Below are 25,874 nucleotides of genomic sequence, written 5' to 3'. Positions count from 1 at the left end.
GCGGGTGCTGGCGAGAACCGGGTCGGCGTCGACCCGGTGTGCCAGATTTGCCCCGCAGGATCCTGCCTGGGCGTTGTGCGGCTGTACCGAATGCCTGGAAGCCTTGCGCTTTCAGGTGGTGCGGGGGAAGAGACTCGAACTCTCACGCCTTGCGGCGCTGGAACCTAAATCCAGTGCGTCTACCAATTCCGCCACCCCCGCATCGTTGGTGGGCCGAAGCGGGCAGCATTATACACAGCCCGGTGCGGCAGGACCGTGTCGCATCATTGCATGACCCAGTTCGATGGTGGGCGGTGGAGTTCGGTGGACGCAAGTGGCGCTTCGCAGGCCTGCCAATACCGATACCTGAAACAACGATAATTTGTGTTATGTGAACTACGAGATTGGATTAGATCTGGACAACTGTCGCCTCCAGGCGATGCGGGAATGCGGGATTCCGCCAGGACGCTATCGGTCGTTGCACTCTGGCTGCGCCCGCCATGCCCTTCAGAGCGCACACGAACCGGCACATCGGAGACTCACGACAGTTCCGGAAACAGCACCTCCGTGTAGCCAAAGCGTCGAAAGTCCTTGATTCGCATAGGATAGAGCACGCCAAGAAGGTGGTCGCATTCGTGCTGCACCACGCGCGCATGAAAGCCTTCGGCGATGCGGTCGATGGGTTGCCCCTGTGGGTCGAAGCCCTGATAACGGATCTTCACGCTGCGAGGGACCATACCCCGCAGGCCCGGTACGGACAGGCAGCCTTCCCAGCCCTCTTCCGTGACGTCGTCGAGAGGTGTGATGACCGGATTCAGCAAGACTGTCTGCGGTACGGGCGGCGCGTCGGGGTAACGCTCGCTGCGTTCAAACCCGAAGACAACGACCTGCAGGCCGACACCGATCTGCGGGGCGGCCAGCCCGACACCGCCACTGACGGTCATGGTGTCGAACATGTCCGCGATCAGCGCCTCGAGTTCGGGGGTATCAAACGCGGTCACAGGGGCGGCCGGCGCGAGCAGGCGCGGGTCGCCCATCTTCAGAAGGGCACGGACGGTCATGCCTGCGAACGCCCCTCGCCCGCCGGCTTGTCGGCGTCCACCAGCGCATAGGCGTCGGCGACATAGGCCGGTCCCTTCATAACGAAGACGATGAACGCGAAGATGGCGGCAGTGAACACGACCGTCCAGTGCAGCACGACGACGCCGGTGACGTAGATGTCGACCATGCCGATGCGCGTGAGCGCGGCGTGCGAAACGTCGCCCCAATCCAGAAGGCGAACGACGATCGAAGGCAGGATAAGCGCGATCGTTCCAAAGAGGGCGATGGCAGGCAGTTTCCGCAGGACGCGGGTCTCGAGGCCGGCCGGTGTGCGGGTGAAGCCGGGCAGTTTCCTGAAGCAGTTCATGGCGCCAATTCCTTTCAATGGATGCGTGTGGGGCATCCAGGGCCGAATTTTGCGCCAAGTCGTTCTGGAGCGCCCGGATTCAGCCGATCTTTCCGAGTTTTCGGTACAAGGTGTTGCGACTGATGCCAAGCCGGCGTGCGGCTGCTGACACATTGCCACCGACTTCGCGCATGACCGCCGCAATCGCTTCGAGCTCGATCTCGTCGAGACTGCGGGGGGCCGCGTTCGGTGCCGGCGACGTGTCCATGAGCGGCGGGACATTAGTTTCCTTGTGGACCTGCAGCGGCCGGATCGGTTCTGCGTCGTCCCGATGCGGATCGGCACCGAAGAGTTCCTCCGGCAGATGCACGGCTTCGATGACGTTCTCGTCGTCATCCAGCAGGGCAACGGCAACCCGGATCACACTCTGCAACTGGCGGATGTTGCCTGGCCAGGCGTACTGCTCGAAAAAGTGCATGACGTCGGCACCAATGGTGATCGGTGTGTCACGCAGCGACGCAGTCTCGGCCTTGAGGATGCGCTCGACGAGGCAGGCCACGTCGGTACGTTCGCGCAAGGCGGGCAAGGTGACGGTCAGACCGTTCACGCGATAGTAGAGGTCCTCGCGGAACTCGCCGCTGGCCACCGCCTCGCGCAGCACGCGGTGGGTCGCGCAAACGAGCGATATATCGACCGGAATCGTCTTCATCGAGCCAACAGGCGTAACACAGCGCTCCTGCAGCACCCGCAGCAGGCGGGTCTGCATCGGCAATGGCATGTCACCGATTTCGTCGAGGAACAGCGTTCCGCCGTGTGCCTGCTGCACCTTGCCGATGGCGCCTTCCTTCCGCGCGCCGGTGAATGCGCCGCCGGCATAGCCGAAGAGTTCGGATTCGATCAGGTTCTCGGGGATCGCCGCGCAGTTGAGTGCGATGAATGGGCCGTCCGCCCGCGGTCCGCTGTTGTGGAACGCCTGGGCAAAGATCTCCTTGCCCACGCCCGACTCGCCCTGGACGAGCAGGGGAATATCCTTGCCGGCAATGCGCCTGGCGCGTTGCAAGGCGCGCTGCATGCGCTCGTCGCCGGTGCACAGCGAGTCGAGATTGGGCTCGCGTGCCGCAGTGTGGCTGCCCTGGCGTACAGGATGGGGTAGCGATCCCCCCTGCTCTACCACGACCTGTGGGTTGGCCAGTGCAAGCGGGCGTTGCGAGCGCGCCTGAACGTAGATCTCGCCGCCCTTGCGCAGGTCCAGCCTGACCATCGAGTTGGGCGCCGCCTTGCAGCGATCGAGGATCACGCCCAGGCTGGGGCGGAAAATGTCAGACAGGTCGGCCGCCTCGAGCGACAGGCCCATGCCAGCAAACCAGTCTCGCGCGACAGGGTTCAGCCCCAGTACGGCCCCGTCCGGGCTGACGGCAATCATGCCTTCCTGCAGGCTGCCGATGTACTCGGGGCGCGAGTGGAAGGCCAGCAGGATGTCGTTGGAGAACTCCCCCTCGAAGAGGCGTTTCTCCAGCAGCTGCACCGACAGGCGTACGAGGCCCAGCGTGTGACGCTGCGGGTTGCGGTAGTCGCCCGAGATGTCGAACACACCCGCGAGCTTGCCGCGGGCGTCGAAGATCGGTGCCGCATTGCAGGCAAGAAAGATGTTCTTGTCCAGATAGTGTTCCGCGCCGAGCACCTCGATGGGCAAGCGTTCCGCGATAGCGGTGCCGATGCCATTCGTGCCGCGCACATCTTCGCTCCAGCATGCACCGGGTTGCAGTGAGACGCGTTCCGCGCGATCGACAAAACCCGCATCGCCCAGGCTGTGGATGATCATGCCGTCCGTATCTGCCAGCAGCACCATGCTGCCCGAGGCGCGGATCTGGTCGAACACGTGTTCCATGACGCCGCTGCCGAGTTCCAGCAGGCGGGCGCTGCGCTCACGGGACTCGGACAGGCGGCTGCGGCCGGCCGGATCGATCGCTTGAGATATGCGGTGATCGAGACCAGAGTCCCGGCAGCGCTCCCAGGAGCGCAGGATCAGCGGCGAGAGCTCATCGTCTTCGGGCATCTCGTCACGGAAGAAACGCTCGCGAGCAAGGGCCAGCCGCTCCTCGCGAGCGTCCCTGAGTTTGGGAAAACTCGTCATCTCCAGAATCTCCTCCGCGGGCTGTTTGCCAGCCTCATATGACTACGTCGAGCGTGTGTGCCAAAAAGTAGCACCTGCATTGCATTGACGCAAACCCTTGGGCATTGCGCCGGCGGGGGCGCCCGTTTTCCGGGTTGTCGATGCCTTGACAGCGGCCGTCCTGCCTGGAGGCACGACTGTTGCTTTCGACTCGCTACCTTCAGCGTATCGGGAGTCCAGCCATGACCGCCCTGTTTCCGCCCACCGATTCCATCCTGCGTCGGCACTTTGACCAGATCGCCGCCAGCGCAGGGCTTCCTCCCTTGCCGGAGGACTCCGTTCTGCGTCGGCATCACGCGCAATTGCTCGAAAGCCGCCTGAGCGCTCGGCGGGCGCCGGTGGTGCAGCAGACGCTTGTCCGTGAGGTGGAGAGAAAGACGCCCGAACCGGCCATCCAGCGCGTCGCTCAACCGAGCCTGCGACCGATCCCGGCCTCGTCGGCTGAACCGGCCCAATCAAAGGGGTGGCTTGGTCGCGTGCTCGACAAGTTGTTCGGTTGACCTGCCGAGGGGCCTTAGGGTTCGCCCGGAGGCTGCATCAGAAGCGTCCCTTGCGGTCCGTGAGCCAGAGCGCGCTGGCCCGTGCGGGTTTCAAAGAGGGGCGAGGCGCAGGTGTTCCAGCGTATCCGCCATGCGCCAGCCGTGTGTCAGCGCGTGGTCGCGAAGCCGTGCGTCGGGGCGTACGACCACGGGCTCGCGCACTTTCTGCAACAGGGGCAGATCGCTTGCCGAGTCGGAATAGAAGACGCTGTGGCCAAGGGTCTCCCACTGCAGCTCCTGGCCATGCAGCCAGCGCTCGACGCGGGCGATCTTCTCCCCGCCGTGGCAGACGGGGCCGGCCAGCCGTCCGGTGAAGCGGCCATCGTCTGTTTCGAACTCGGTCGCAAGCAGTCCGCCGACGCCCAGGGCCTGGGCGAGAGCCGACGCGACGAAACGGTTGGTCGCGGTGACGATGCAGCAGCGATGCCCCTGCCCCACGTGGTGCGCGACCAGCCGATGCGCCGCCGACGGGATCTCCGTGGCCACCTCGGCTGCGAAACTGCGCCGCAGTGCGTGCAGCCGAGCCGGGGCGAGGTCGCGGAAGGTCTGCGCGACGAAGTCATGCAGTTCGCCGGCCGTGGTCCTGCCCGCGACGTATTCCTGGCAGCGCGCGAGGTAATCGTCCACCAGGGCAGGCCGGGCTTCGCCGCGGCCGACGAGAAAGCGAAACCACGCCATGCCGCTATCGAACGGCACCAACGTATGGTCGAGGTCGAACAGCGCGATGGCGGGCGGCTGTCGAGACGGTGGACTCACGCGCTGTCCTCGCCGGCTTCGTCGTGCAGGACGGCGTCAACGGCGCCCCGCAGCGCATTGCAGACGACAATGCGCTCGGCACGGCGCAAGGCTTCCAGGGTGAGCGGCGCCTCGCGGGCACTCCACGCCGGATCGTCCAGCAGCACGCTGCGCATCACGCCGGGCAGCAGCCCAGCGCCCAGCGGCGGCGTGATCCACTGGCCGTCGACAAGTGCGAACACGTTGCTGCGCCCGCCTTCGGTCATCTCGCCGCGCTCGTTGTGGAAGATCATGTCGAAGGCGTTCTGGCGCACTGCTTCCGCGACGGCCGCATCGTAGACGCCGCGCATGGTCGTCTTGTGGCCGACGAAAGGATCGTTCGCACGCATCGGTGTCTTCGTCAGCAGGAGTCGGACCGGTCCCTCGGGCAAGGGGTCAAGGGCGGCGATCGCGAGCTCGGTGCTGCCATCCTTGTGCAGGGCGAGGCGGATGCGATGACACGTGTCCGGCGCCAGGCCGGCACACTGATCGGCCAGTGCCTCGATGATCGCCGCGCGCCGGCATGCGAAACCGAGCGCCGCCGCGCTGCGCTGCAGGCGGTCGAGGTGGCGGTCGAGGTGGCGGATGCCCTTCCCGCCTACGCCCAGCATGGTCTCGAACAGGCTGAAGCCCGGATCCAGACCGGTGAGGAAGCGGGCTTTCAGCAGGCACTCCTCGAATTCCTCGTCGGCCCGGCTGTCGATCACGATCCCTGCCCCCACCCCCATGCGCCCCGCACGCAGACCGGAAGCGTCGGGCGGATCGAGCGCCAGCGTGCGGATGGCGACTGACAGGCAGAAGTCGCCACAAGCCTGCTCGGACGAGGCTGGCGGCTCGATCCACCCGATGCTGCCGGTGTACAGGCCGCGCGGGGTGTTCTCCAGCTCGGCGATGAGCTGCATCGTGCGGTGCTTGGGCGCACCGGTGATCGAGCCGCAGGGGAACAACGCGCGCAGCAGATCGGGGAAGTTCGTGCCCTCGGCCAGCTCCGCGTCGACGGTCGAGGTCATCTGGAACACCGTCGAGTAAGGCTCGATGGCGAACAGCTTGGGCACCTTCACCGAGCCGGTGCGTGCGATGCGGCCGAGGTCGTTGCGCAGCAGGTCGACGATCATCAGGTTCTCGGCGCGGTTCTTGACGTCCTCGCCGAGCATGCGCGCGATTTCGCTGTCACCCTCGGGTACGCGAGCGCGCGAGGCCGTGCCCTTCATCGGTCGCGCTTCCAGCCTACCACCGCTGTTGCGCAGGAAGAGCTCGGGCGAGCACGAGAGGATATGGCCGCCACCGGACTCCACCGGCAGCGCGATGAAGGCACCGAAGGCCACCGGCTGGCGCGCGCGCAGCCTGCGATAGAGGCTGGTCGGCGCGCCGAAGCAGCGGAATCCGAGCCGGTAGGTGTAGTTGACCTGGTAGGTCTCGCCCTCGCCGACGTAGGCGTGGATGCGGTGGATTGCGTCGGTGAATGCATCGCGGTCGACGCTCGGGACGATGTCGATGACGCCGGCCGGCGCTGGCTGTCCCGCATCGATCTTCAGTTCGTCCGCTTCCCGCCGGGCAAGCCAGCCGCTGACGTCCTCGGCCGACAGGCGCGCCATGTGCTCGAACATCAGCACGCGCAGTGCGCCCGCAGCCCCAGGCGCGATCCGCTCGTGGCCGGCCTTCATCAGGCGTGCGCCCCATTCGTAATCGGCAAGTATCACGGCCTGCAGCCCATCTCGCATGTCGGCAGCCACTGCCGGCCACATCGTGTCCAGGCTGGCGGGGTCGTCGCAGCGGTGCTCGCGCACGAAGCCGGTGTAGAGCCTGCTGGTCGGCTGCGCCGCCGTGGCGTGGCAGTCGTCGAGCAGGGCGAAGCAGTCGGTGCCGGGGTGGGACGTCATCGGCAAGCTCCGTGCGCGGTCAGCTCCAGTCGTCGTAGTCGTGCTTGATCGTGTGGCGGTTCGCGATCAGCTCGTCGAAGCTGGGTTCGTTGTTCAGCGCGCGCTTGATTGCCAGCTTGGTCGCCTCGTAGTTGGTACGGTACATGTCCTTCTTGTCGAGGTTCGGGTCGGTCGCGCAGCGCGGGTCGATCCACACCAGGCTGATGATGCACAGGTCGTCGGCCACGTCGCGCGGGATGATGCCTTCGATGACGCAATCGAGCACCGCATCGGCGGTGGCCGATTGCACGACGCCACCGAACAGCTCGATGTTGGCGGTGTCCTTCAGCGTGACCTTGGGCACGGTGATCGTCGCCGGGCGCACCATCTGGTTGCAGGCGCGGATCGCGAACATGGCGGTGTGGCCCTTGCTCTGCGCCATCATGTTGGCGAAGGCCTGGCCGACCGGGCCGTCGGTGCGGCCGATCAGGATCTCGGGCATCGCGTCGGTGAACTGGCCCTCGGCAGCGAGGACGGTGGCTTCGCCGGCGTGGAATATGTAGTTCTTGCTCATGAAGGCTCCGTGGGGGTCTGAGTCAATCTGCATCGGGTCAATCCATCTGCGGCAGCAGCCATTCGCCCTTGCCGCCGGCCGCGAGGTCGCCGACCAGCCGGCGCGGCGTGCGTGCAGGCAGGGCCGCGAAAGGGCCGCCATGATAAGCCAGGCTGCGGCGCAGCAAGGCCCAGAAAACGGTGATGTCGTGTCGCGTCTCGACGAAGGTGGGCGGCGTCTCGGGCGCCGGGCCGGCGAACACCAGCGTGCCGCGGCGCATGCCGTAACCACAGTGCGCACCCGCCCTGCCCGCCAGTGCCACCGTGCCGGCCACCATGCGTGCGGCGAGGAAGTCGCCCGCATCGCCGTGGATGAGCAGCATGCCGCGACGCATGCGGTCGGCGCAACGCGCGCCGACATTGCCGCGCACGACCAGCGTGCCACCGCGCATTCCGTCCATGCCGCCGGGCAAGGCCCCGGCGGCGAAGTCCCCAAGACCGCCGCCGATCTCGATGCGACCGCCCCGCAGCTCGCAGGCGGCCAGGTCGCCAGCGTTGCCGCCGACGATGATCTCGCCTGCCAGCATCTCCGCACCGAGGTAGTCGCCGGCGTTGCCTTCAACTCGCAGCGTGCCGCCGTTCATGCCGCGGCCGATGTCGTCGATGCGGCGGCAGTCGCCCTCGATGACGAGTTCGGGCGTGGCATCGCCTGCGAGCGCCTGGGCGCTCACATCGAAGAGTTCGCCCAGCTCGACAGCCTCGCGGCCAAGCCAAAGCGGGCGTCGGGCGACCTCGGTGGCATCGGCGCCGGTCTCGGGCACGATGTCGTCCAGCGACACGCGCAAGGCCGGCGGCTGGCGCAGGCGAAGGTGCAGTCGCGTGCTCATGCCGCGCCCTCCCCGCCCAGGATTCGGCGCAGATGGAAGTGGAAGGGGCCGAGCTTGCCGCCATAGTTGCCGGCCGACAGGCGTGAGACGCCGGCCTCGGCGCCGCGTGCGACGATGGCGTCCATGCCGGCGCGCATCGCCGCGGACACGTCGGCCTCGGTCAGGCCATCGATGACGATCTCCATCACGCAGTTCACCCCGGGGTCGAGTTCGGTCTTGCGCGCGAGCGGTGTCAGCGCCGGGCAGAAGGCGTCGTTGGTCGAGGCGGACAGGCTGGCGTACTTGCTGCCGACCTTGGACCCCGAGCGCACCACGCCACCCGGAAACGGCATGATCACGCCCGGCACGGCGCGCATCGCCGCCACACCGGCTTCGGCCGCGGCCAGCGCGGCCTCGGTGTCGCGCGCGAGGATCAGCAGGTTGCCACCCCCGACCGCCTTGACCACGAAGGTCGTCTCCTCGCCGACGAACTCGCCGTCCATGGTGGGCACCCGCCAGTAGCGTGTGCCGTCGATCATCTTGGAGATCTGCCAGCCGTCGCCGAAGAAGCGCAGGTTCTTCGCCAGTGCGATCGGCTCGCCGTCCTTCAGGCCGGCATACACCGCAGTGGTCGGGCAGGTCAGCACGCACTGGCCGACGCGGCGCTCGACCTGCTTGGCGAGCTCCTTGCCGGACATCGAGAACAGCAGCACCGCCACGCCGGGCCGCCCGTCGGGCGTCTCGTCCGGCGACAGCGGGCGTTCGATGGCCGCCTCGCAGCCGCAGGCGATCACCGAGGTGGCGAAGCCGGTGGCGGCGATGGCGGCATGCTGCGCCCAGGTGTCGTTGTGGGCGGTGATGATCAGTCGCGTCGCCTTCATGGGGAAGGCTTCGGCGAAGGTGTCGTCGATGTCGATGCCGTTGCGTTGCATGCGGGTGGTCGTTTCCGTGGCGCTCATGTCCGCCCCCCGCCGTGCAGCTTGCAGGGCAGCAGGCTGCCGTGGTTTGAGCAGGAGCACAGTTCGTCCTTGCTGATCCTGGCGTGACGCCAGTCGATGGACATGTGCTCGCGGTAGTGGCGCTCGAGCGTTTTTTCGATGGCCGGGTCGTAGTCGGGCTCGACGAAATGGGTGCCACCGGTGGGCACCGCCTCCAGCCGGCCGCGGCGGGCGACCAGCGTGCCGTCCTTGAAGACGTATTCCGGCGTGGCGAACATCGCCTCGCGGTCGGCCTGCTCGCGATACACCGCGATGTCGGCTGCCGCGCCGACGCCGAGCTGGCCGCGGTCGGTGAGCCCCAGCAGCTTCGCCGGACCGGCGCGGGTCATGATGGCGATGTCGTACAGGCTGAGTTCGCGTCCGATCTCGCGCAGGTCGGCCATGGCCGCCACGTCGGGGTGCAGCCGAGCGAGCTGTTCGTCGCGGAAGGACTTGTCCATCAGCAGCTTGATGAGGTGCGGATAGCTGGTGAAGGGGCCGCCATTTGGGTGGTCGGTGGTCAGCACCACGCGCCAGGGATCGTCCATGCGCAGGAAGATCTCCAGCCCGATCGCCCACTGCAACGCGTTGACGTAGCTCTGCTCGCGGTAGCGGAAGGGCACGACGCCGCAGCCGGCATCGCACTCGATGTCGCCGCCGACGTACTTGCGCGGGCTGCCCAGGTCGGCATTGGCGAGCTGGCGCATGGTGTCGCCCGAGGCGGTGACGGTCTGGCCGAAGATGATCTGGCCGACGTCGATGCTGACGTTGGGCGCGGCCTTGAGTTTCTCGATCAGTTGTCGGGTGGCCGAGGAGAATTTCTTCGGCCCCTCGGTGCCGTAGGCGTGGAACTGGATGTGCGTGAGGTGGCCGGGCAGGCCCTCCAGCGCGTCGATGGTAGCGAGCGTGGATTCGATGTTGCCGGCCACGCCGAGGTTGCTGGCGTGGATGTGCAGCGGATGCGGCACGCCCAGCTCGCGCAGCGCGCGCGCCAGCGTATGCACCACCCGGCGCGGCGTGACCTGCCAGTGCACATGGTTCTCGTCGACGTCGAGCTTGCGCTGGTTGAACTTGAAGGCGGAGATGCCGCCGGGGTTCACCACCTTCACGCCCATCGCCTTGCTGGCGTTGATCGACCAGCCGACGTAGTCGCGGATGCGCTCGAAGTCCTCGCCGCGCGCCAGCATCTCGAGGAAGACCTCCTCGTTGCCCAGCATCACGTAGGCCCCGTGGTCGAGGATGGGGGTATCGCCCATCTCCATGTGCGCCTGACGCGCGTTGGCGGCCAGCATCGCTGGCTCGAAGGCCGCGGTGTAGCCCATCTCGGCGTAGCGGTAGCCGGTCTGCAGCGTGCCGGGCGTGCAGCAGCCGCCGGAGGCGAGTTCGAGCAGGTTGTCGCGCTCGCGCCGGGCGCGGTGGTCCTCGGGCAGCAACATGCGGGCGAGGTTCACCTTGCCGCCGCCGATGTGGGTGTGCAGGTCGATGCCGCCAGCCATGACGACGCAGCCAGCGAGGTCGTAGTCGTGGTCCACCTTCTCCTGTGGGTGGAGCTCGACGATGCGGCCATCGCGGATGCCGATGTCGCGCAGCTCGCCGTCGATGCCGTTGGTGGGGTCGTAGACCTGGCCGCCGCGCAGTCGGATCGTGCTCATCGTGCGTCCTCCGCGACCAGGGCGAGTCGCGCGTCGAGGGCGCGGGCGACGTCGGCGACGCCCGGCAGGCCGTCGTCGCGGATCGCATGCAGCGGCAGCGCCACTACGCCGTCGGCACGCAGCAGATGGCCGCTGGCATTGACGCCCGGGGTGGCGACCGGGATGAAGATCGTGCCCTTCTCCGCGCAGTGCGGCGCCTGCGTGGGGTGGCCAAGGACGATGCGGGGCACACCTGTGGGCGGTGGCGGCAGGTTTGGCCCGAAGCTGGCGACCCAGAGCAGCAGATCCACCTCATCACCGGCAAGGAGACGGCCGGTCGCGTACTGCAGCGGCTGGTGCTCGAGGCCCCGCGGACCGACACGGCTGCGCAGCGGCAGGCCGGACAGCCAGGTCATGGCGGCGTTGGCGGTCTGCGCGCCATCCAGTCCGCCCAGCGCGAACATGCCGGCGCGCGTGCTGCGGTTCAGGCTCATCACCAGACGCAGCAGGGTCTCGCCGATCAGGGCGCCGTGTGCGGGCAGTTGCGCCGGTTCCCAGACCAGCACGGCATAGCGTGCTGCGCGCAGGGCATCGGCTAGTTCCGCCAGTTCGGGCGCCGGCCGGGACACACGGCGCTGCTCGACGAGGGCGGCGAGTGTCGCCGCCGTGTCGAACAGGTCGCCCTGCCCCGTCACGGTCTCGACGCTGCTGCCTTCGATGGCCTGTGCTGGCGGGACGGTACTGACGAATACGGTGCGGCGCTGCAGTTCGCTGTTGGCCGTCGGCGCGCAGCGACGGAAAAACTCGGGATAGTTCGACGCGTCCGTGCCGAAGCACACCACCAGGTCGGCGCGCGTGCGGATCTCGGCAAGCGTGGTGAACATCTGGCCGCGGTCCTGCAGCGGGCGCAGCGCGTGCATCAGGGCGTCGCCGTGCGCGTGGTCGAGAATGGCGCCGCAGGCGTTGGCCAGGCGGTAGAGCTGGCGCATGCCGGCGACGTCGGTCGCCAATCCCCCGAACAGCGGCTGGCGCGCGCCCGCCAGACGGGCAGCGGCGGCATCCAGCGTGGCCTCCAGCGTCGCGGGCGCACCGTCGATGCTGGGAGTGACCGGCGCGGCGGGCCGGGCGAAGGCAGCAAGCGCCTTCGTGGCGCGAGGGCAGTCCGAACCGAGCAGCTGCGGCGGATCGCCATCCTGCAGGCCGAACCCGTCGCACAGCAGCGAACAGAAGGGACAGGTCCAGGGCGCGCAGGCGGCAAGCGGCGCCGCGGCGGACGATGGGTCGGGGGCGGGCGCGAGGGTGGTCGTATTCATGCGGGGCCTCTATGCAAGCCATGTGCCAAGGCTTGGAACGGAGAGACGGATGTGCCCCCTGTGCCGGCCCTTGTGGCCCGTCGTTCCGATCCGATACACCCGGCGCCGGGCGTGTGCCAAAAAGCCACGCTCGTCACCCTTGGGCACGCGGGATGCGGCGGTCGTGCAGGGCCGATGCGACCAGCCAGGCGTCGGCGCCGGCTGCCGCGGCGCCGGTGAGGTCGTCTGCATGGCGGATGCCGCCGGCGCCGATCAGGCGGGTGCCACCGGGAGCCTGCGCCCTCACCGACTGCAGCAGCTCGAGCGCCGGGCCGTCGTAGGCGCCGACGCGCTCCAGTGCCATCAGGATCAGGCGCTGCGGCCACAGTGCCGTCGCGCGCCACAGCCCGGCGGGGTCGAGCGTCTCCTCGCCGTGACGGTCGAGCGACAGGATGCTGCGGGTCCGATCGCGCAGCGCAGCGGCGGCCTGAGCTGGACTGGCGAGCGATTCGCTGGCGAACACCGGTACGACGCGCTCAGCGTCCGCGCCGAGCCGGGCGAGTTCCCCGCACAGCGCGTCGAACGCGGTCGCGTCGGCGAAGCCGGCATCCAGCCACAACGTGAGGCCCGGATCGTGCTTGAGCAGGCGCGACAGCAGCGCTGCCTGTACGGCCCCGCCCGTCAGTGCGTCGAGGTCGGCCACATACAGCGTGTCGGCCGCGGCGTAATCGAGCAGAATCGGCACCACCTCGCGCGGGTCGCTGCTGCCGCACAGCGGCGATTCGATGGGGGCGTAGTGCTGGCGCTCGCCGCGGATACCGCGAACGACCTGCCCGCGCAGGAGATCGATGACCGGAATGATGTGCATGGAACGGAAAACGAAGGTCCTGTTGTACGAATTAATCAGCGCCGGCGGGTTGGGCGCGGCGACCACGGCCCAAGCCTCGCTGCTGGCGCAGGGTATCAGCATGCGTGATGCCGTGCTGGCCGACCTGATGGCGCTTGCGGAGGTGGAAACGACCGCGGTGGATTGTGCGTTTGCGCCGCTTGAAGGCAAGCGAACGCTCCGGGTGCCGGCCGGGGCGCATGCGGTGGACTTTCTGCGCAGCGTTGCAGGGGATTTCGACCGCATTTGGGTCATCGCCCCGGAGAGCGACGGGATCCTGCTGCAACTGTGCGAAGCGATTGGCGCTGCGCGCTGGGTCGGCTGCGACGCGGACAGCATCCGTGTCGCCAGCAGCAAGCAGGCGACCTGCGCCAGGCTGGCGGCAGCCGGTATTGCCGTGCCCTGGGGCTGGACGCCCGGAGGGGAGGAGCCGTCCGCAGCCCTGCGGGCCGGACCCTGGATCGTGAAGCCCGACGATGGTGCCGGCGCCGAGCAGACGCGGGTTTTCGCGAGTTTTGCGCCGGCGCGGGACGAGGCCTTGCGACGGATCTCGTGCGGACAGCCGACGCGGCTGGAGGCCTGGGTGGGCGGGAATCTCAAGGACGCTCGCGACCACGGTGATGCGTTGAGCCTGTCACTGCTGTGCCGGCCGGATCGCACCGAACTGCTGAGCATCAACCGACAGCGCATAGTGCTGGCAGACGACGGCGCGGTGCAGTATCGCGGCGTCGACATCGACGCCATTCCGCTCGACTCCGCCCTCGGGGACGAACTGCGCCAGCTCGCCCAACGCGTCGGCGCTGCCCTGCCCGGCCTGGCCGGCTTCGTCGGCGTGGACCTCGTGCTGGCGGGCGAGCGTCGGGGCGGGTCAGACTCGGCGCCTTGTGATCCGGTGGTGATCGAGGTGAATCCGCGCGTGACCTGTGCCTATGTCGGGCAATCGGTGCGGCACGGGCGTAATCTCGCGGCTGAGATCCTCAGCGTCGCGCCCGCACCCACCCTGCTACCGCATGCGGCGCTCGAGCGGGCGCACGAAGCGTCCGTCGGTGCCCTGTCCGTCCAATGAACCCTGAAGTCTTCATGTCCAGCATGCCGCCTGCCAGTCCACTCGCCGCCGCCACACCGCTGGCCGTGGCGGGCAGCGCATCCCTGCCCGTCATCGGCTGGGACATCGGCGGCGCGCACGTCAAGGCCGCACTGGTGCTCGATGGCCGGGTGCGCGAAGTGCGGCAGTGCGCAGCGCCGCTCTGGCAAGGCCTGTCGCACCTCGATGCTGCAATCGACGAGATCCGCGCGCAGTGGCCGCTGTGCGACACCGCGCGCCACGCGGTGACGATGACGGCCGAGATGACCGATGGCTTCGCCAACCGCGAGGCCGGCGTGCGCGGGTTGGCGGCGCATTTATGTGCGCGTCTCGGCGACGGCGTGCGTTTCTTCGCAGGCAGCGAGGGCTGGGTCGAGGCCGCGACCATCGGCGAGCACTGGTCATCGATCGCCTCGGCCAACTGGCTCGCGACCGCATGGTGGGTGGGCGAGCGCATGCCGGAGGCGGTGCTGGTGGATATCGGCAGTACCACGACCGACCTGATTCCGCTGCGCGAGGGGCAGCCCGTGCCGCTGGGGCGCAACGATGCGGATCGCCTGTCGAGCGGCGAGTTGGTGTATCTCGGCGCAGTGCGCACCCCGCTGTGCGCCCTGGCGCGGCGCATCGCATTCGAGGGCCGCGAATACAACGTGATGAACGAATTCTTCGCGACTACGGCCGACGTCTTCCGCCTCACGGGCGAACTGGCGCCCGAACACGACCAGTACCCTGCAGCCGATGGGGCGGGCAAGGACGCCGAAGCCACCCGCCAGCGCATCGCCCGCATGATCGGTCGCGATGCCGGTGACGTCGATGCAGCCGCGTGGTTGCGCTTCGCGTCCGCTTGGCGCGAGGCGATGCTCGCCGAGATCGAGCGTAACCTGGCCAGCGTGCTGTCCGGGTTCTCCAGTCCGACGCCGGTGGCCCCCCGGCCGACCGTGGTCGGTGCCGGCTGCGGCCTCTTCCTCGGCGAGGAACTCGCCCGGCGCCACGACCTGCCCTTTGCGCATTTCGCTGGCCTGGTGCCGGCCGACGAGGCCTGTCGCGCCTGGGTCGATACCTGCGCGCCGAGCGTGGCGGTGGCGCTGCTGTTTGCACGGGCGGTGGGCTGATGTGGGTCGTCAAGCTCGGCGGCAGCCTCGATCGCAATCCCTTGTTGCGCGACTGGCTCGAGATGCTGGCGCTCGAGGGACGGGGCCGCGTGGTGATCGTGCCCGGCGGCGGCCGTTTTGCCGATGTCGCGCGCGAGGCGCAGCAGCACTGGGGTTTCGACGATCTGGCCGGACACAACCTGGCCGTGCTCGGGATGGCGCAGATGGCGCAGATGCTGAAGGGGCTCTGCCCCGCCCTGCGCTGCGCGCGCGATGAAACGGAAATTCGCGCCCAGCTTGCGGCGGGGGCCGTGCCGGTGTGGATGCCGCTCGATCTGCTGCGTGAGGCACCGGATGAACTGACCAACTGGGGCGTGACGTCCGACAGCCTCGCGCTGCGGCTCGCCGCGCGGCTTCAGGCCGAGGGCGTGATCATGGTGAAGTCCTGCGCCGTGCCGGCCGGGGCGGACGAGGATGAGTTCGTTCAGGCCGGCATCGTCGATACCGAGTTCGCCGCCTATCGCGCGCAGCTCGAGTGTCCGGTGCGGGTGGTTTCGGCAACTGACTGGGAGACGCTGCCCCGCTTGATGACGCCCTGAGACCGGGGCTGTGTCAGGCCGTCCTGTTGCCTCGTCCCGCTTTCCAGGTCTTACTCCGCGATCGCTTCGCAGAAGGCGGTGCGGTCCGCAGCCAGTCCGTCATGCACCGCCTTCAGGCGTGCGGGAACGAGGCTGCCGCTGCGTTCGCCCTCGCACACTGCGCTGCGAAACCCGGCAAAGGCCGGCTTCAGTTCGCGCAGCGCGGGCAGGTCGCGCAGTTGCAACGCCCCGGCGAGGCCGAAAGGCTTGCCATGCGCGCGGGCGGTGGCGACGAGCCGGGCGAGTCGCGCCGGCCCCATGCGCTCGACGAGGCTGCCGCCGAGCTTGGCCTGGGTGTCGACCATCAGCGCGGGGAATGGCAGCGTGCAGGCGATAGCGAACAGGCCCTCGTCGATGCCGTCGTCGGCGATCAGCACCGGCACGATCGGGCGTCCGCACAAGGCCACGCGTCCGAGCAGCGCATCGGCGGCCGCCCCGCCCTGCCCCGGAACGCCGACCTTCACCAGGTCCACGCCGGCATCGGCGACTTCGCGGATGGCGTGTTCGATCGCAGTCAGTTCGATGGCCTGCAGGTCGCCAATCGTGGCGCTGATCATCAGGCTCGGGTGCCGTGGCCGAACGGCGGCGAGGATGTCCTTGATCCGCGCAGTGTCGAGCCCGCCGAGCGCGCCGGCGGCCGGCTCCTTGAGGTCAAGGTAATCGACACCGAAGCCCGCGGCCTGCAGCGCCTCTTCGACAGAGCGCACGCTGACCAGCATCCGGATCATGCGCGCGTCTCCTGTTCGGCATGGAAGCGGTCGGCGGCGTCGGTCAGCCATTCCCAAGCCTCGAGTTCGTGCGGGCCGGCGGTCTTGTCGATGGCGATCTGCAGGTAGAGCATCTCCGACTCGACTTTCTCGCGTGGCAGCATGGACAGCCGGCTGACGAGCACCGCGCCTTCGATGACGGCGGCCTGGGCGCGGTTGAAGCCGGGGAAGGCGGCGTGGGCATGCTCGCCGACGCGCTGCATGTGCAGGATGGGACGCACATCGTGGTCCTGCGGCTTGACCAACTCCAGTTCGACGTGGGTCAGCGCGCTCGCCAGCCGGCGGCCGGCGAAACCCTCGAGTGCGATCGTGGGCCATTCGCGGCGGCCGGTGACGCAGCCGGCAAACACGCGCACGTCGGTGGTGAGGTTGAGCACCGCCTTGCCGGTCGCGAGCACGTTGTCGAGCGTGCGCGAGGGCTTGAACGGCATCATCAGCACCTCGTCGCCTTCGTAGCGGATGCCCATCGGCGCGAGATGCAGTTCGCCTTCCGGCGAGAGCGTGGTGACGATGGTTTCAAAGATCATGGGCTTGCGCCTGCAAGGGGGTTGGGGAGGCGTCGGGCCTGGGTGCCCGCTTCGTCTTCGTCGGGCCGGGCGCGCAGTGCGCCAGCAGGTCCTGCGGTGCACGCTCGACCGCGCAGCCCCAGTCGAGCGGCTGGTCCTGCATGTAGCGCTTGCCCAGCGACCAGGCGATCTCCGCGCGAGCGAGCTCGACGCCCATGTAGAAGGCGTGGCCGCCATCGTGCTGCAGGCCCAGCCTGGGCCAGAACGCGAAGGGATCGCGCGCGACGTGGTGACCGTCGCGGTTGTAGACGTGCAGGCCCTGCTCCGAGATCTGCACGCGGAAGTTCGGGTCGCGCACCGCCGCCGCGATCTCGGCGATCTCGGCCGGGCTGTCGGGGAAAGGCCGCTTGGCATGGACCGTCATCAGGTCGTCGCTCAGGCCCTTGGGCAGCGAATGCGTCTCGCGCGCGGCGTACATCACCCGCCGCGCCACGTCGGCCTCCTTGACCGCGCGGCGGGCGTGGCCGCTGACCTGGGTCGTGAGCACCGCGGCGATGCCGAGTTCGGCGCCGATGCCGAACAGCACGGCGTTGATGCCGCTGGTGTCGGCTTCGGTGAGTTCGGTGACGTTGCCGACGCCCATCATGATGTCGATGTCCGGGAAGCGCTCGCGCAGGCGCTGGTAACGGCACAGCGAGGCGAGCAGGCCATACGGGATCGGGTCGAGGATGGCGTCGGCCAGAAAGGGCTTGCCGCGCTTCAGCATGTGTTCCACCGCGCCGTGCAGCGAGGCTTCGTCCGCGGGCTCGCGCGGGATCAGCACCGGGATGGCGTCGGTCTCGTCCGCCAGCCAGAGGTGGTCGGGCGTCAGGCTAAGGAGGTAGTCGGCCCCCGCCCCTGCGCCGCGGCGCAGTTCGGTGAGGTCCAGCGAATCGACGCTGACTCGTAGGCCCTCGCCTTTCAGGGCTCGCACCGCGTCCTCCAGGTGGTCGAAGGGCGTCGCCGGCAGGCAGCCGAGGTCGATCACGTCGGCGCCGTCGGTGCGCAGCGCATGGGCGCGGGCGACGATGGCGTCGATGTCTAGCCGGGCGGCATCGACGATCTCGGCGAAGATCAGCGTGTCGTGGCGGCTGAGATCGACCGTGCGCGCGGCGCGGTTGAAATGGCGCGGGATGTCCTTGAGTTCTTCCGGGCCGCGCTCGACCGGGATGCCGTAGTGGCGCGACAGTTCGTCGAGGTCGCCGCGGCAGCGGCCGGGCACGAGGATACGGTCGGCGCGCACAGGGGCTTCTACGCGGCGGCGGATCATGTCGGCGGTCATCAGCCCTGCGACCTGCAGGCCGATTTCGCGCACCTCCCAGGTGAAGGGCGCGGGCTCCATGCCGTGCAGCACCTTCTCGAGGTTGCGCTGGGCGAGCCGGCCGGTCAGGAAGACGAGGTGTTCCATGTCAGCGCAAGTTCCCTAAGACGGGCGTCGAGCAGCGCCTCGAGTTCGTCGGGCGATTCGACGACGCGGCAGAAGTCGACCCGACGCAGGCGCTCGACGTTCTCGAGGTCGATGTTGCGCGGCTTGAGTTCCACCCATTCCCGCGGCGCCTTGGTGATGACCACCGGCTTGGTGTCGCAGGCCAGCACGATGCCGGGGATTTCAAGTTTTCCTGCCTGGGCGAAGATGTTGGTCGGCAGCGTGTCCGAGATGCCGAGCGCGCACTTGGCCACGGTATTGCTGGTGGCGGGCGCGACGATCACCGTGTGATAGACGTCGTCGTAGAGCAGGCCCACGGGAACCGAGCTGGCCGTCTTGTCGCGGAACACGCGACAGCGATCCTTCAGCTCGGAGAGCCCGAAGTCGTACATCGGCAGCACTTCCTCGGCCGCGGCGGACAGGAAGAGATCCACATTCGGCAGGCGCAGTGCCAGCGCCATGCATTCGTCAAGATAGTGGCCCGAGCCGGTGATCGCCCAGGCAAAGCGGCTGCGGCGTTCAGGGGTGCCCGCGGTGCCGCCGGTGGGCAGCAGGTCGTCGTGTGCGTCGGTGTATGGCAATTCGTTCGAGTGTTCCAGAAGGGCGCAGCCCTGTGGTTTGCTGCGCGAATGCATCGATGATAACGGCTGTCGCATGGCGCGGGCGGTCTCGCGCAGCCAGGTTTCTCGGTTAGCCAGCAGGATACGTGCCGACTGGCGTATCATCGCGCCCGCTCGCGCTGTCTGCGGTCGCCTGGCAGGGTCCCGTGGTCCCTGGGCCCTTCTGCTGCCCATGGTCCGTTTCTCGCTTTGGTCCGGTCGAGGTCCTGCCGCGCTCGACCGCAACGGGCGATTCCGCCCGCCCCGTCCTTCCCAGGAGAATTCGCGACGATGCATTCCGACCCGCTCGCCCGCCTGATGTCCCAGCCGCTGCCCACCGATGGCAGCACCGCCACCACAGCCGCGCTCGACATCATCTTCATCCATGGTTTCGTCGGTGAAACCGTGATCGGCATCCACGACAACGAACTCGACGTCACCCAGCCGATCCGCATCGACCTCGCCGCCGGCCTGCCGCGCAGCCTGGCTTGTAATACCGACCGCATCGGCGACACGATCGACTACAGCGTGGTGCGCAGCGCCCTGCTCGACATGCTGCAGAACCACCGCTACCAGCTGCTGGAGGCTTTCGCCGAAGGCGTGGCGGCGATGCTGCTGAACGATTTCGGCGCACATTGGGCGCGCGTCGGGGTGACCAAGCCGCGCAAGTTCGACGACGTCGATGGCGTTGGCGTGCTGATCGAGCGCAGCCGTCCGCCACGTGCGCGGCGCGAACATGGTCCCGGCGCGGAAGTATTGAGCCTGCTGGGCGCCGGCATGGTGCCGGGCGGCCAAGGCTGACGCCGGTGCGGGTCGGCGGGCCGCGGCCCTGGGTGAGATTCGCCGCGCCGGTGAACGAAAAATGCCGAGGCGAACCTCGGCATTTTTCTTTCCGGCCCCCAATGGGGCTGGACGGGACGATCAGTTCGCCGCGAACGGGTGGGCGGCGGTGCTCTTCTTCGACACGACCTCGGCCGCTGTGGGCTGGCCGGAGACGGCGCGCTTGATGGACTCGCGCGTGGCCTGGTAGTTGTATTCCTGGATCTTCTTGTCGTCTTCGGCCAGCCAGTGGATGAAGACGCCAACGCAGATGAAGATGTTGTCGGCTTCATCGGCCGGGATGGTGCCGTCCTCGACGCTGTCGGCGACCGCCATCGCGACCGCACGCTGGGCCGGGCCGAACATCTGCACGGCCTGCTTGGCACCCTTGATCGTGACCTTGTTGAACATCACGGTGGCGGGCTTGCACAGCAGGTTGGGTGCAACCACGGCCAGCAGCGAAGTGAAGCCGTCCTTGTTGTTGGTCAGTGCGGTGGCGAAGGCGGTTTCTGCGGCGCTACCACGAGGGCCAAGGATCAGGTCGATGTGCGCAACTTCGTTGCCATCGCCAACCAGCGACTCCCCCACCATCATGCGATCGATCTTTGCCATGCTTTCTTCTCCGGTTTGATGTGTTGTGGCCACCCCGCAGGGGGAGCCCAGCCGTCCGACGATCCCTGAATCGCCGATACGCGACGGGTAACTCATGATTCGTGCCAGCTTCGATATCGGCGGCGAAAACCCGGTTTTGCGCGCCTGCCGATCGTCATTTCGCGCTTCCGCGCAGGCTGGCAGGTCGCTGCGCAGGGCGGCGGTGTTCAATCCTCACGCGGAGCGCGTGACACCTGACCCAATTTGACACACCTGCCCCGCGCCGCCGGCCAGCAGTGGCACGCCCAGACGGCGCCGCAACAGGTCATCCACGATGGCCTGGCCGATGTCGAAGGGCGTGACCTTCTGCAGGCCGCGCCAGGCGGCTACGCCATTGACCTCGATGACCTGCGCGCCTTGCGGACTGGCCGGGTCGGGCACGAGGTCCACTCCCGCGTAGTCCATGTCCAGCGCCGCGGCGGCGGCTTCGGCCAGTTGCGCGAGTCCGGGCAGCAGCGGTGAGGCCACGCTGCGCGCACCTTGGGCGACATTGCGCACCCAGTGCGGGCTGACGCGCTTCATCGCCGCGACAGCGCGACCGCCGATGACCATCACCCGCCAGTCGAAACCCGGTGCCGCGTCGGATTCCGGCTGCGGGACGAAACGTTGCAGGTAGGCGAGCCCTCCGACCGACTTCAGGTCCGGCAGTGGCACGGCCCGGCCGCCATCGGCGTCTCCGTCTTCCCAATCGCTGCCTTCCTCACCCTTGACCCAGCCCACCTTCCGCAACCCCTTGCCCTGCGAGCCGAACATCGGTTTCAGCACCAGGCAGCGACCAGCGGCGGTTTCGCGCATCAGCAGGCGCCGCGCCTGCGCCTCGTCCTCGATCGCCCAGGCCTGCGGCGTGGCAACACCGGCCTTGTGCAGCAGGAAGCTCGTCATCGACTTGTCGACGCTGCGCTCTATCGCGCGGGCGTCGTTGTAGATTGGCACACCGAGTTCGCGCAGCGCATGCAGGATGCCGAGGCGTTTGGTGATCTGCTCAAGGCTGCCGCCGGCGATGCCGCGCACGATGCCGGCCAGCGGCAGCGTGCGGCCGAACCCGGGAATGACCAGCCCGGACGGGCTCGCGCCGGTGTCGAAACGGCAGTGTTCCAGATCGACGCAGCGCCCCTCGAAGCCTCGTCGCGCAAGGGCTTCCCTCAGCTTGCGCGTATGCCAGCCGGTCTCGTCGGTGAAGATCGCGACGCGTCGCCGGGCGTCGCCGCCTGACTCACGCGTCATGCATCTACCTCGAGCCACAGGCTGCGCAGTAGCGCCATGTCGATCGCGCCCGCGTGCCAGCTGCGGCCCGAGTCGAGGTTGCTGACCCACACCTCGGCCGGGGCGAACAGCGCCGGATCGATCTTGTAGAAGTCGTACTCGTAGTCGCGAAAGATGTCGGCGAAGGAGCGGCCGTAGTCGCGGGAGTTCGAGGACGGCAGCGCCTTTGCCAGCCGCTGCGCGCCCTCGTCGCTACCGGTGACGGCGAGCTGGACGCGTCCGCCATAGAGGATGGCGTCGTTGGTGCGGCCCATGGCGATGCCGCCATCGGGGCTGGGTGCCGGCAGGGGCGCGCAGGCACTGCCTTCGACGATGTCGCCGAGCGCAAAACCGAGTTCATGGGCCTTGTGCATTGCCACTTCCAGCACGCGGGCGACGACCTGGGTGGTGCCGGCCAGGCTGGTGGTGGGCGTCAGGATCAGCGTCAGCGCCTCGGGCACGAGGCCGCAGTCGCGCAGGATCTTGTCGATGACGACCTGTGGCGGTCGGCGGTCGACCTCCAGCACCAGTACGCCACGGTCGGCACGGTCGCGGTAGCCGAGTTCGGCGAACAGGTCTTCGCGGCAGGCCAGCGCCCGCGCCGGGCCGGAACCGAGCGAGAAGAACTTCCGCCCGCCCGCCTCTTCCTTGCTTGCCGAAAGGCTCCAGCCCGCGTACTGGCTGCCGAGGCAGGCCAGCACCGGTTGCACGCTCGACACCTCGATCCAGGTCGGCCAATCTGCTTCCGGTCGTGCGGAAAGGCGGACCTCACCGAGGCCGCCCATGCAGATGGCGCCGATGGCGACGCCGGCCGCGGCACTGCCGCGCACGTCGATGCCACCGTCGATCAGGGTGACACCGCTGTCGAGGCGCTCGACCGCGATGCCGAGTGAGTCGGCGCGGGCCAGCAGGTCGTCGACCTGGGCAGCGGCCAGGGTGTTGATGCTGAAGGGGCTGTCGGCCAGCACGGGCGCATGTTCGCTCATGGCGCCCTCCTCAGGCCTTGGCCCGCTTTTCGGCGATGATCACGCGCGCCTTGTCGAAGGCTTCGCGGAAACCGAGGTAGAGCGGCTTGTCGGCATTGCGCATGGCGACCAGCAGGCGGTGCTCGACCTGGTACTTGACGTTGCCCACCGCCAGGGCGCCGATGCCGACGCCCTTGCCTTCGGGCAGCGGCTTGCCGTCGTCCATGACGCCCACGCCGGCGATGCCCTCGGGTGGCACGGCATTGACGTCGGCGGCCACCAGCAGGCGCCCTGCCCCGGCGCGTTCGTCCGCACTGACGACCTGTACGCCGGCGGCCGCGGTGGCGAGCACGACATCGGCCTGTGCCAGCGCGGCTGCGCGGGCCGCGGCATCGGCCAGTCCGGCGCCATGCAGGCTGCAGCCGAAGCGTTGTCGGGTCTCCGCGGCCGCCTTCGCAGCGGCGGCGGCGTCGCGGTGGCTGGCGAGGGTGACCTCCGCACCCAGCCCGGCGGCGAGCACGCCGGCGATGCGGCCGACGGTGCCGGTACCACCAAGGATCAGCACGCGCTTGCCGGCGAAGTCGGTGCCGTGTGCCTTGCGCAGTTGTTCATCCACGCAGGCAACGAGTGCCGCGGCAGTCGTGTAGGACCCACTCGGATCGGCGATCACCGACACCTCGAACGGCGGCACCATCGCCTTGCGCGCCGTGTCCAGCATGTCGGCGGCGAGCATCACGTCGCGCCCGCCGATGAAGATGCCGGTGGCCTTCACGCCCTTGGGGCCGCGCGAGAAGATCGTGTCCTGCGTCAGGCCGGTGATCTCCCCGGCCGTGACGCCGCAGTACGGCACGACCACGTTGTAGCCGGCGTCGACCGCCATGTTGATGTCGAACGGACTCATCTGCTTGCCGGGGGTGAACATGTGCAGGATGTAGGGGCGTTGTTCCATGAGGTCTCGCGTCCTGAAAGGGAGGGATAAGGAGGGAGGGCGATGGGCGCGCCTGGACTCAGGGGCGGCGGATGGTGGCGCCGCGATTGCGGGCGCGCACCACCACTGCCCGCAGCGCGGGATCGAGTACGCCGGCGGCGCGCAGACCGCCGAGGATGGATTCGGCCTCGTCCGCAGTGCGCACGATCGCGAAGCCGGTCGGCCCCCAAGAGCTCTGGCCAATGCCGGCCTGGTGGTTGGCGCGCACCCATTCCAGCGCGCGACCGACCGCCGCGCTGGTGTACATCGATCCGCCCTGGGCGGGTGCGAAGTAATCACCGATCAGCCGTTGCAGCGCGGAAACGCCTTCGGCGAAGGGCTCGAAGTCGCCTTCCAGCGCCCCGGGCAGCACGCGCATCAGGACCTGATGGCAAAGATCGGCAGCGAGGCTGCGAGGAAACGGCGGCAGGCGCTCCATGGCCACGCGCTCGGCCTTGCCCGACAGGCCGTCAATGCGATCGTCGAGCAGCAGCAGGACCCGCCAGGCATCGGGAAAGCCAATGCGCGAGATCAGCGGGGCGACCGTGCCATCGGCGCCCGGGCCGCCATCGAGCAGGAGCCCGCCCTGATCGAAGCCGGCCAGTCCGACACCGGAGCGTTCGCCGCGGCCCAGCATCGCCGCCAGTGCGCGGGTGCTCAGATCGAGACCGTGGAACTGACAGAACGCGCGGCCGCAGGCCAGTGCAAGCTGGGTGCCCGAGCCAAAACCCGAATGCGCGGGCGGTGCGGCCTGCAGTTGCAGCGACGCGGGTGCGTGCAGCCCCGTTTCGCGCTGCAATACCTCCAGGTAGCGTGCCATGCGCTCCTGCGCCGGGCGGGCAACATTAGCCGCGAGGCAGGATGCTACGCTGGCCCCGCTCCGCTCCGCGGCCCGCATCTCGATACGGGTGTCGAAACCCTCGATCACCATGCCGAGACTGGCGAAGCGTCGCCCCAGACTGCCGCTTGGATCGAGGAAGCCGAGGTGCAGCCGCGAAGGCGCATCGACGGTGACGGAGGGGGTCGCATCGGACTGGGAAGACGTCATGCGGAGATCGGGGGCGGAGAACACATCGGCTAGATTGGACATCGCTCGCTGGTCACGCATCTGTGATTGATGAGGGCGTGCGTCGCCGACGATGGTACGTCGCAATGGCAGACGCACATTACCGCCCGGGCACGCGGGATGCCAGCTTCTAGCAAGCTCCGGGCCACCGGGGCGTCGCGCCCTGCGCCTCCGATGCCGGGCGCATGAGCGATGGCTCGAGCAAGGCGGCGATGAACAGGACGCACACGGTGAGGTCTGCCGTGGTGCCCGGGTTCAGGCCCGCGGCCTTCAGGCTCGCGTCCCACGCCTGCAGCATGGCGTCGAGCTCAGCCTGATCGCTGCCATCGTCGCCGGACTCTCCTGCATCGAGACGGGCGAGCACGGCGGCGGCCGAAACGCTGACGTCGGCCGCCGTCTCGCTGCCGTACTTGCGGGCGATGTGCGAATCGTGGTGTTGGGCCAGCAGCGAAAGATAGAGGCGCTGGATGCGGCGCGAGAGGTCGGGATCGCGCTGCGGCTGGCGGAAATCGTCCAGCGCACGCCAGATGTCGCGGTAGCCGTCCGCAAACTGCATCGCGATGCGGTCGCGATGCGCGGCGAGGCCCATCGCGGCCCGCAGATCGACGCTGGGCGGTGCGTGGACATCCTGCGCGCTGGCCTCACCCAATCCGCCGGGACTGGCGTGCGCGATCGCGGCGAAGGCTGCGCGCGCATCGTCGAGATCGAGCGCGGCGAGCGTCTCCTCCAGGGCGGCCCTGAGCGCCGCCTCGCACCCTTCTCTGGCGCGCTGCGCTGCGTGTGCCAGCGGTGCGCACAGCAACAGGATGCCGAGGTTGGTGTTGCACCCCGCCACGGCGCGCGTGGCCCGCACGGCGGTGTGCACCCTCGCGCCGACACCGGCGTTCTCGGCAAACAGCCCCGCCGCGCTGGCGCGCGCACTGTCGAGGAACTGCTGCGCCTGCATGTCGTGTCCGGCCGATTGCAGGCTGACGTTGCCGGGCTTGAAGGTGGCGACGTCCATGAAGCAGGCCCACAGGAAGGCGTCGGCCGCGTGCGGGAATGCGGTTGGGTTCGGCGGAGTCGTCGTGCTGCTCAAATCCTGTCTCGCTGCGGTGAT

At 68.4% G+C, this 25,874-nt stretch carries 26 protein-coding genes and 1 tRNA gene; 5 read left to right on the top strand and 22 right to left on the bottom strand.

Going from position 1 to position 25,874, the window contains the following annotated elements:
* Positions 1-116: 116 nt before the first annotated feature.
* The 4 genes from CGK74_RS07475 to CGK74_RS07460 form a co-directional block, all read right to left on the bottom strand.
* A tRNA-Leu gene (locus tag CGK74_RS07475) sits at positions 117-201 on the bottom strand.
* A 317-nt stretch (positions 202-518) separates the two neighbouring features.
* Positions 519-1,040: a peptide deformylase gene (gene def / locus CGK74_RS07470; RefSeq protein WP_094267846.1), complete on the bottom strand. Its 522-nt coding sequence runs from the start codon at positions 1,038-1,040 to the stop codon at positions 519-521.
* Positions 1,037-1,387 (bottom strand): hypothetical protein, encoded by a 351-nt coding sequence (locus CGK74_RS07465; RefSeq protein WP_094267845.1) that lies wholly within the window; start codon positions 1,385-1,387, stop codon positions 1,037-1,039. The genes def and CGK74_RS07465 overlap by 4 nt, the downstream gene beginning before the upstream one ends.
* Before the next feature lie 79 nt (positions 1,388-1,466).
* A complete protein-coding gene (locus CGK74_RS07460; RefSeq protein WP_094267844.1) occupies positions 1,467-3,500 on the bottom strand; it encodes a sigma-54-dependent Fis family transcriptional regulator in 2,034 nt (677 codons plus the stop codon).
* Positions 3,501-3,721: 221 nt separating this feature from the next.
* Between CGK74_RS07460 and CGK74_RS07455 the strand changes: the two genes are divergently transcribed.
* Entirely contained in the window at positions 3,722-4,039 is a 318-nt protein-coding gene (locus tag CGK74_RS07455; RefSeq protein ID WP_094267843.1) for a hypothetical protein, read from the top strand.
* 90 nt (positions 4,040-4,129) lie between these two features.
* Here the strand turns inward: CGK74_RS07455 and CGK74_RS07450 are convergent, their stop codons facing one another.
* The 8 genes from CGK74_RS07450 to CGK74_RS07415 form a co-directional block, all read right to left on the bottom strand.
* Positions 4,130-4,834, bottom strand: a complete 705-nt coding sequence (locus CGK74_RS07450) for an HAD family hydrolase (protein ID WP_094267842.1) — start codon at positions 4,832-4,834, stop codon at positions 4,130-4,132.
* Entirely contained in the window at positions 4,831-6,732 is a 1,902-nt protein-coding gene (gene pabB / locus CGK74_RS07445; protein WP_094267841.1) for an aminodeoxychorismate synthase component I, read from the bottom strand. The genes CGK74_RS07450 and pabB overlap by 4 nt, the downstream gene beginning before the upstream one ends.
* A 19-nt stretch (positions 6,733-6,751) precedes the next feature.
* Positions 6,752-7,285, bottom strand: coding sequence for a formaldehyde-activating enzyme (gene fae, locus CGK74_RS07440; protein ID WP_094267840.1), 534 nt, complete (start codon positions 7,283-7,285; stop codon positions 6,752-6,754).
* A 37-nt stretch (positions 7,286-7,322) separates the two neighbouring features.
* A complete protein-coding gene (locus CGK74_RS07435; protein WP_094267839.1) occupies positions 7,323-8,150 on the bottom strand; it encodes a formylmethanofuran dehydrogenase subunit C in 828 nt (275 codons plus the stop codon).
* Positions 8,147-9,088: a formylmethanofuran--tetrahydromethanopterin N-formyltransferase gene (gene fhcD, locus CGK74_RS07430; protein ID WP_240498661.1), complete on the bottom strand. Its 942-nt coding sequence runs from the start codon at positions 9,086-9,088 to the stop codon at positions 8,147-8,149. Before fhcD ends, CGK74_RS07435 begins: the two co-directional genes overlap by 4 nt.
* Positions 9,085-10,758: a formylmethanofuran dehydrogenase subunit A gene (locus CGK74_RS07425; protein ID WP_094267838.1), complete on the bottom strand. Its 1,674-nt coding sequence runs from the start codon at positions 10,756-10,758 to the stop codon at positions 9,085-9,087. Before CGK74_RS07425 ends, fhcD begins: the two co-directional genes overlap by 4 nt.
* Positions 10,755-12,050: a molybdopterin-binding domain-containing protein gene (locus CGK74_RS07420; RefSeq protein WP_094267837.1), complete on the bottom strand. Its 1,296-nt coding sequence runs from the start codon at positions 12,048-12,050 to the stop codon at positions 10,755-10,757. The genes CGK74_RS07425 and CGK74_RS07420 overlap by 4 nt, the downstream gene beginning before the upstream one ends.
* A 133-nt stretch (positions 12,051-12,183) precedes the next feature.
* A complete protein-coding gene (locus CGK74_RS07415; protein WP_094267836.1) occupies positions 12,184-12,897 on the bottom strand; it encodes a HisA/HisF-related TIM barrel protein in 714 nt (237 codons plus the stop codon).
* Here CGK74_RS07415 and CGK74_RS07410 point away from each other — a divergent pair.
* Genes CGK74_RS07410 through CGK74_RS07400 form a run of 3 tightly spaced genes read left to right on the top strand, consistent with a single transcriptional unit; the run spans position 12,878 to position 15,689 of the window.
* A complete protein-coding gene (locus tag CGK74_RS07410; protein WP_240498660.1) occupies positions 12,878-13,981 on the top strand; it encodes an ATP-grasp domain-containing protein in 1,104 nt (367 codons plus the stop codon). The two genes, CGK74_RS07415 and CGK74_RS07410, sit on opposite strands and share 20 nt — an antisense overlap.
* Before the next feature lie 14 nt (positions 13,982-13,995).
* Positions 13,996-15,111 (top strand): hydantoinase/oxoprolinase family protein, encoded by a 1,116-nt coding sequence (locus tag CGK74_RS07405; protein ID WP_240498659.1) that lies wholly within the window; start codon positions 13,996-13,998, stop codon positions 15,109-15,111.
* On the top strand, positions 15,111-15,689 hold the full coding sequence (locus tag CGK74_RS07400) for an amino acid kinase family protein (RefSeq protein WP_094267833.1): 579 nt from the start codon (positions 15,111-15,113) through the stop codon (positions 15,687-15,689). The genes CGK74_RS07405 and CGK74_RS07400 overlap by 1 nt, the downstream gene beginning before the upstream one ends.
* A gap of 50 nt (positions 15,690-15,739) precedes the next feature.
* Here the strand turns inward: CGK74_RS07400 and CGK74_RS07395 are convergent, their stop codons facing one another.
* Genes CGK74_RS07395 through CGK74_RS07380 form a run of 4 tightly spaced genes read right to left on the bottom strand, consistent with a single transcriptional unit; the run spans position 15,740 to position 19,191 of the window.
* A complete protein-coding gene (locus CGK74_RS07395) occupies positions 15,740-16,456 on the bottom strand; it encodes a (5-formylfuran-3-yl)methyl phosphate synthase (RefSeq protein ID WP_240498658.1) in 717 nt (238 codons plus the stop codon).
* Positions 16,453-17,022, bottom strand: coding sequence for a DUF447 domain-containing protein (locus CGK74_RS07390; RefSeq protein WP_094267832.1), 570 nt, complete (start codon positions 17,020-17,022; stop codon positions 16,453-16,455). The genes CGK74_RS07395 and CGK74_RS07390 overlap by 4 nt, the downstream gene beginning before the upstream one ends.
* The gene (locus CGK74_RS07385; protein ID WP_094267831.1) at positions 17,012-18,448 is read right to left on the bottom strand and encodes a DUF6513 domain-containing protein; all 1,437 of its coding nucleotides are present in this window, start codon (positions 18,446-18,448) and stop codon (positions 17,012-17,014) included. Before CGK74_RS07385 ends, CGK74_RS07390 begins: the two co-directional genes overlap by 11 nt.
* Positions 18,427-19,191 (bottom strand): flavoprotein, encoded by a 765-nt coding sequence (locus tag CGK74_RS07380; protein ID WP_240498657.1) that lies wholly within the window; start codon positions 19,189-19,191, stop codon positions 18,427-18,429. The genes CGK74_RS07385 and CGK74_RS07380 overlap by 22 nt, the downstream gene beginning before the upstream one ends.
* Positions 19,192-19,356: 165 nt before the next feature.
* Here CGK74_RS07380 and CGK74_RS07375 point away from each other — a divergent pair, with 165 nt between their 5' ends.
* Positions 19,357-19,866 (top strand): dihydroneopterin aldolase, encoded by a 510-nt coding sequence (locus CGK74_RS07375; protein ID WP_206186207.1) that lies wholly within the window; start codon positions 19,357-19,359, stop codon positions 19,864-19,866.
* Between the two features lie 120 nt (positions 19,867-19,986).
* Here CGK74_RS07375 and fae (CGK74_RS07370) read toward each other — a convergent pair whose 3' ends face one another.
* From fae (CGK74_RS07370) to CGK74_RS07345, 6 genes are all read right to left on the bottom strand, one after another.
* Entirely contained in the window at positions 19,987-20,496 is a 510-nt protein-coding gene (gene fae, locus CGK74_RS07370; protein WP_094267829.1) for a formaldehyde-activating enzyme, read from the bottom strand.
* A gap of 213 nt (positions 20,497-20,709) precedes the next feature.
* Positions 20,710-21,759 (bottom strand): ATP-grasp domain-containing protein, encoded by a 1,050-nt coding sequence (locus tag CGK74_RS07365; RefSeq protein ID WP_094267828.1) that lies wholly within the window; start codon positions 21,757-21,759, stop codon positions 20,710-20,712.
* Positions 21,756-22,763, bottom strand: coding sequence for a methenyltetrahydromethanopterin cyclohydrolase (gene mch / locus CGK74_RS07360; protein ID WP_094267827.1), 1,008 nt, complete (start codon positions 22,761-22,763; stop codon positions 21,756-21,758). The genes CGK74_RS07365 and mch overlap by 4 nt, the downstream gene beginning before the upstream one ends.
* A 10-nt stretch (positions 22,764-22,773) precedes the next feature.
* A complete protein-coding gene (locus CGK74_RS07355; protein ID WP_094267826.1) occupies positions 22,774-23,691 on the bottom strand; it encodes an NAD(P)-dependent methylenetetrahydromethanopterin dehydrogenase in 918 nt (305 codons plus the stop codon).
* Between the two features lie 58 nt (positions 23,692-23,749).
* The gene (locus CGK74_RS07350; RefSeq protein WP_094267975.1) at positions 23,750-24,757 is read right to left on the bottom strand and encodes a beta-ribofuranosylaminobenzene 5'-phosphate synthase family protein; all 1,008 of its coding nucleotides are present in this window, start codon (positions 24,755-24,757) and stop codon (positions 23,750-23,752) included.
* A gap of 148 nt (positions 24,758-24,905) precedes the next feature.
* Entirely contained in the window at positions 24,906-25,853 is a 948-nt protein-coding gene (locus tag CGK74_RS07345; protein ID WP_276206047.1) for a triphosphoribosyl-dephospho-CoA synthase, read from the bottom strand.
* Positions 25,854-25,874 lie beyond the last annotated feature (21 nt).

It is taken from the genome of Thauera propionica (assembly GCF_002245655.1).
Lineage (GTDB): Bacteria > Pseudomonadota > Gammaproteobacteria > Burkholderiales > Rhodocyclaceae > Thauera > Thauera propionica.
The sequence above is the reverse complement of the archived record's forward strand: the minus strand, read 5'-3'. Positions and strand labels throughout refer to the sequence as shown.

Excerpts from the sequence above, each read along its gene's own strand:
- def (WP_094267846.1), bottom strand. The coding sequence starts at position 1,040 with ATGACCGTCCGTGCCCTTCTGAAGATGGGCGACCCGCGCCTGCTCGCG.
- CGK74_RS07465 (WP_094267845.1), bottom strand. The coding sequence starts at position 1,387 with ATGAACTGCTTCAGGAAACTGCCCGGCTTCACCCGCACACCGGCCGGC.
- CGK74_RS07460 (WP_094267844.1), bottom strand. The coding sequence starts at position 3,500 with ATGACGAGTTTTCCCAAACTCAGGGACGCTCGCGAGGAGCGGCTGGCC.
- CGK74_RS07455 (WP_094267843.1), top strand. The coding sequence starts at position 3,722 with ATGACCGCCCTGTTTCCGCCCACCGATTCCATCCTGCGTCGGCACTTT.
- pabB (WP_094267841.1), bottom strand. The coding sequence starts at position 6,732 with ATGACGTCCCACCCCGGCACCGACTGCTTCGCCCTGCTCGACGACTGC.
- fae (WP_094267840.1), bottom strand. The coding sequence starts at position 7,285 with ATGAGCAAGAACTACATATTCCACGCCGGCGAAGCCACCGTCCTCGCT.
- CGK74_RS07435 (WP_094267839.1), bottom strand. The coding sequence starts at position 8,150 with ATGAGCACGCGACTGCACCTTCGCCTGCGCCAGCCGCCGGCCTTGCGC.
- fhcD (WP_240498661.1), bottom strand. The coding sequence starts at position 9,088 with ATGAGCGCCACGGAAACGACCACCCGCATGCAACGCAACGGCATCGAC.
- CGK74_RS07425 (WP_094267838.1), bottom strand. The coding sequence starts at position 10,758 with ATGAGCACGATCCGACTGCGCGGCGGCCAGGTCTACGACCCCACCAAC.
- CGK74_RS07420 (WP_094267837.1), bottom strand. The coding sequence starts at position 12,050 with ATGAATACGACCACCCTCGCGCCCGCCCCCGACCCATCGTCCGCCGCG.
- CGK74_RS07410 (WP_240498660.1), top strand. The coding sequence starts at position 12,878 with ATGACCGGAATGATGTGCATGGAACGGAAAACGAAGGTCCTGTTGTAC.
- CGK74_RS07415 (WP_094267836.1), bottom strand. The coding sequence starts at position 12,897 with ATGCACATCATTCCGGTCATCGATCTCCTGCGCGGGCAGGTCGTTCGC.
- CGK74_RS07405 (WP_240498659.1), top strand. The coding sequence starts at position 13,996 with ATGTCCAGCATGCCGCCTGCCAGTCCACTCGCCGCCGCCACACCGCTG.
- CGK74_RS07400 (WP_094267833.1), top strand. The coding sequence starts at position 15,111 with ATGTGGGTCGTCAAGCTCGGCGGCAGCCTCGATCGCAATCCCTTGTTG.
- CGK74_RS07395 (WP_240498658.1), bottom strand. The coding sequence starts at position 16,456 with ATGATCCGGATGCTGGTCAGCGTGCGCTCTGTCGAAGAGGCGCTGCAG.
- CGK74_RS07390 (WP_094267832.1), bottom strand. The coding sequence starts at position 17,022 with ATGATCTTTGAAACCATCGTCACCACGCTCTCGCCGGAAGGCGAACTG.
- CGK74_RS07385 (WP_094267831.1), bottom strand. The coding sequence starts at position 18,448 with ATGGAACACCTCGTCTTCCTGACCGGCCGGCTCGCCCAGCGCAACCTC.
- CGK74_RS07380 (WP_240498657.1), bottom strand. The coding sequence starts at position 19,191 with ATGATACGCCAGTCGGCACGTATCCTGCTGGCTAACCGAGAAACCTGG.
- CGK74_RS07375 (WP_206186207.1), top strand. The coding sequence starts at position 19,357 with ATGCATTCCGACCCGCTCGCCCGCCTGATGTCCCAGCCGCTGCCCACC.
- fae (WP_094267829.1), bottom strand. The coding sequence starts at position 20,496 with ATGGCAAAGATCGATCGCATGATGGTGGGGGAGTCGCTGGTTGGCGAT.
- CGK74_RS07365 (WP_094267828.1), bottom strand. The coding sequence starts at position 21,759 with ATGACGCGTGAGTCAGGCGGCGACGCCCGGCGACGCGTCGCGATCTTC.
- mch (WP_094267827.1), bottom strand. The coding sequence starts at position 22,763 with ATGAGCGAACATGCGCCCGTGCTGGCCGACAGCCCCTTCAGCATCAAC.
- CGK74_RS07355 (WP_094267826.1), bottom strand. The coding sequence starts at position 23,691 with ATGGAACAACGCCCCTACATCCTGCACATGTTCACCCCCGGCAAGCAG.
- CGK74_RS07350 (WP_094267975.1), bottom strand. The coding sequence starts at position 24,757 with ATGACGTCTTCCCAGTCCGATGCGACCCCCTCCGTCACCGTCGATGCG.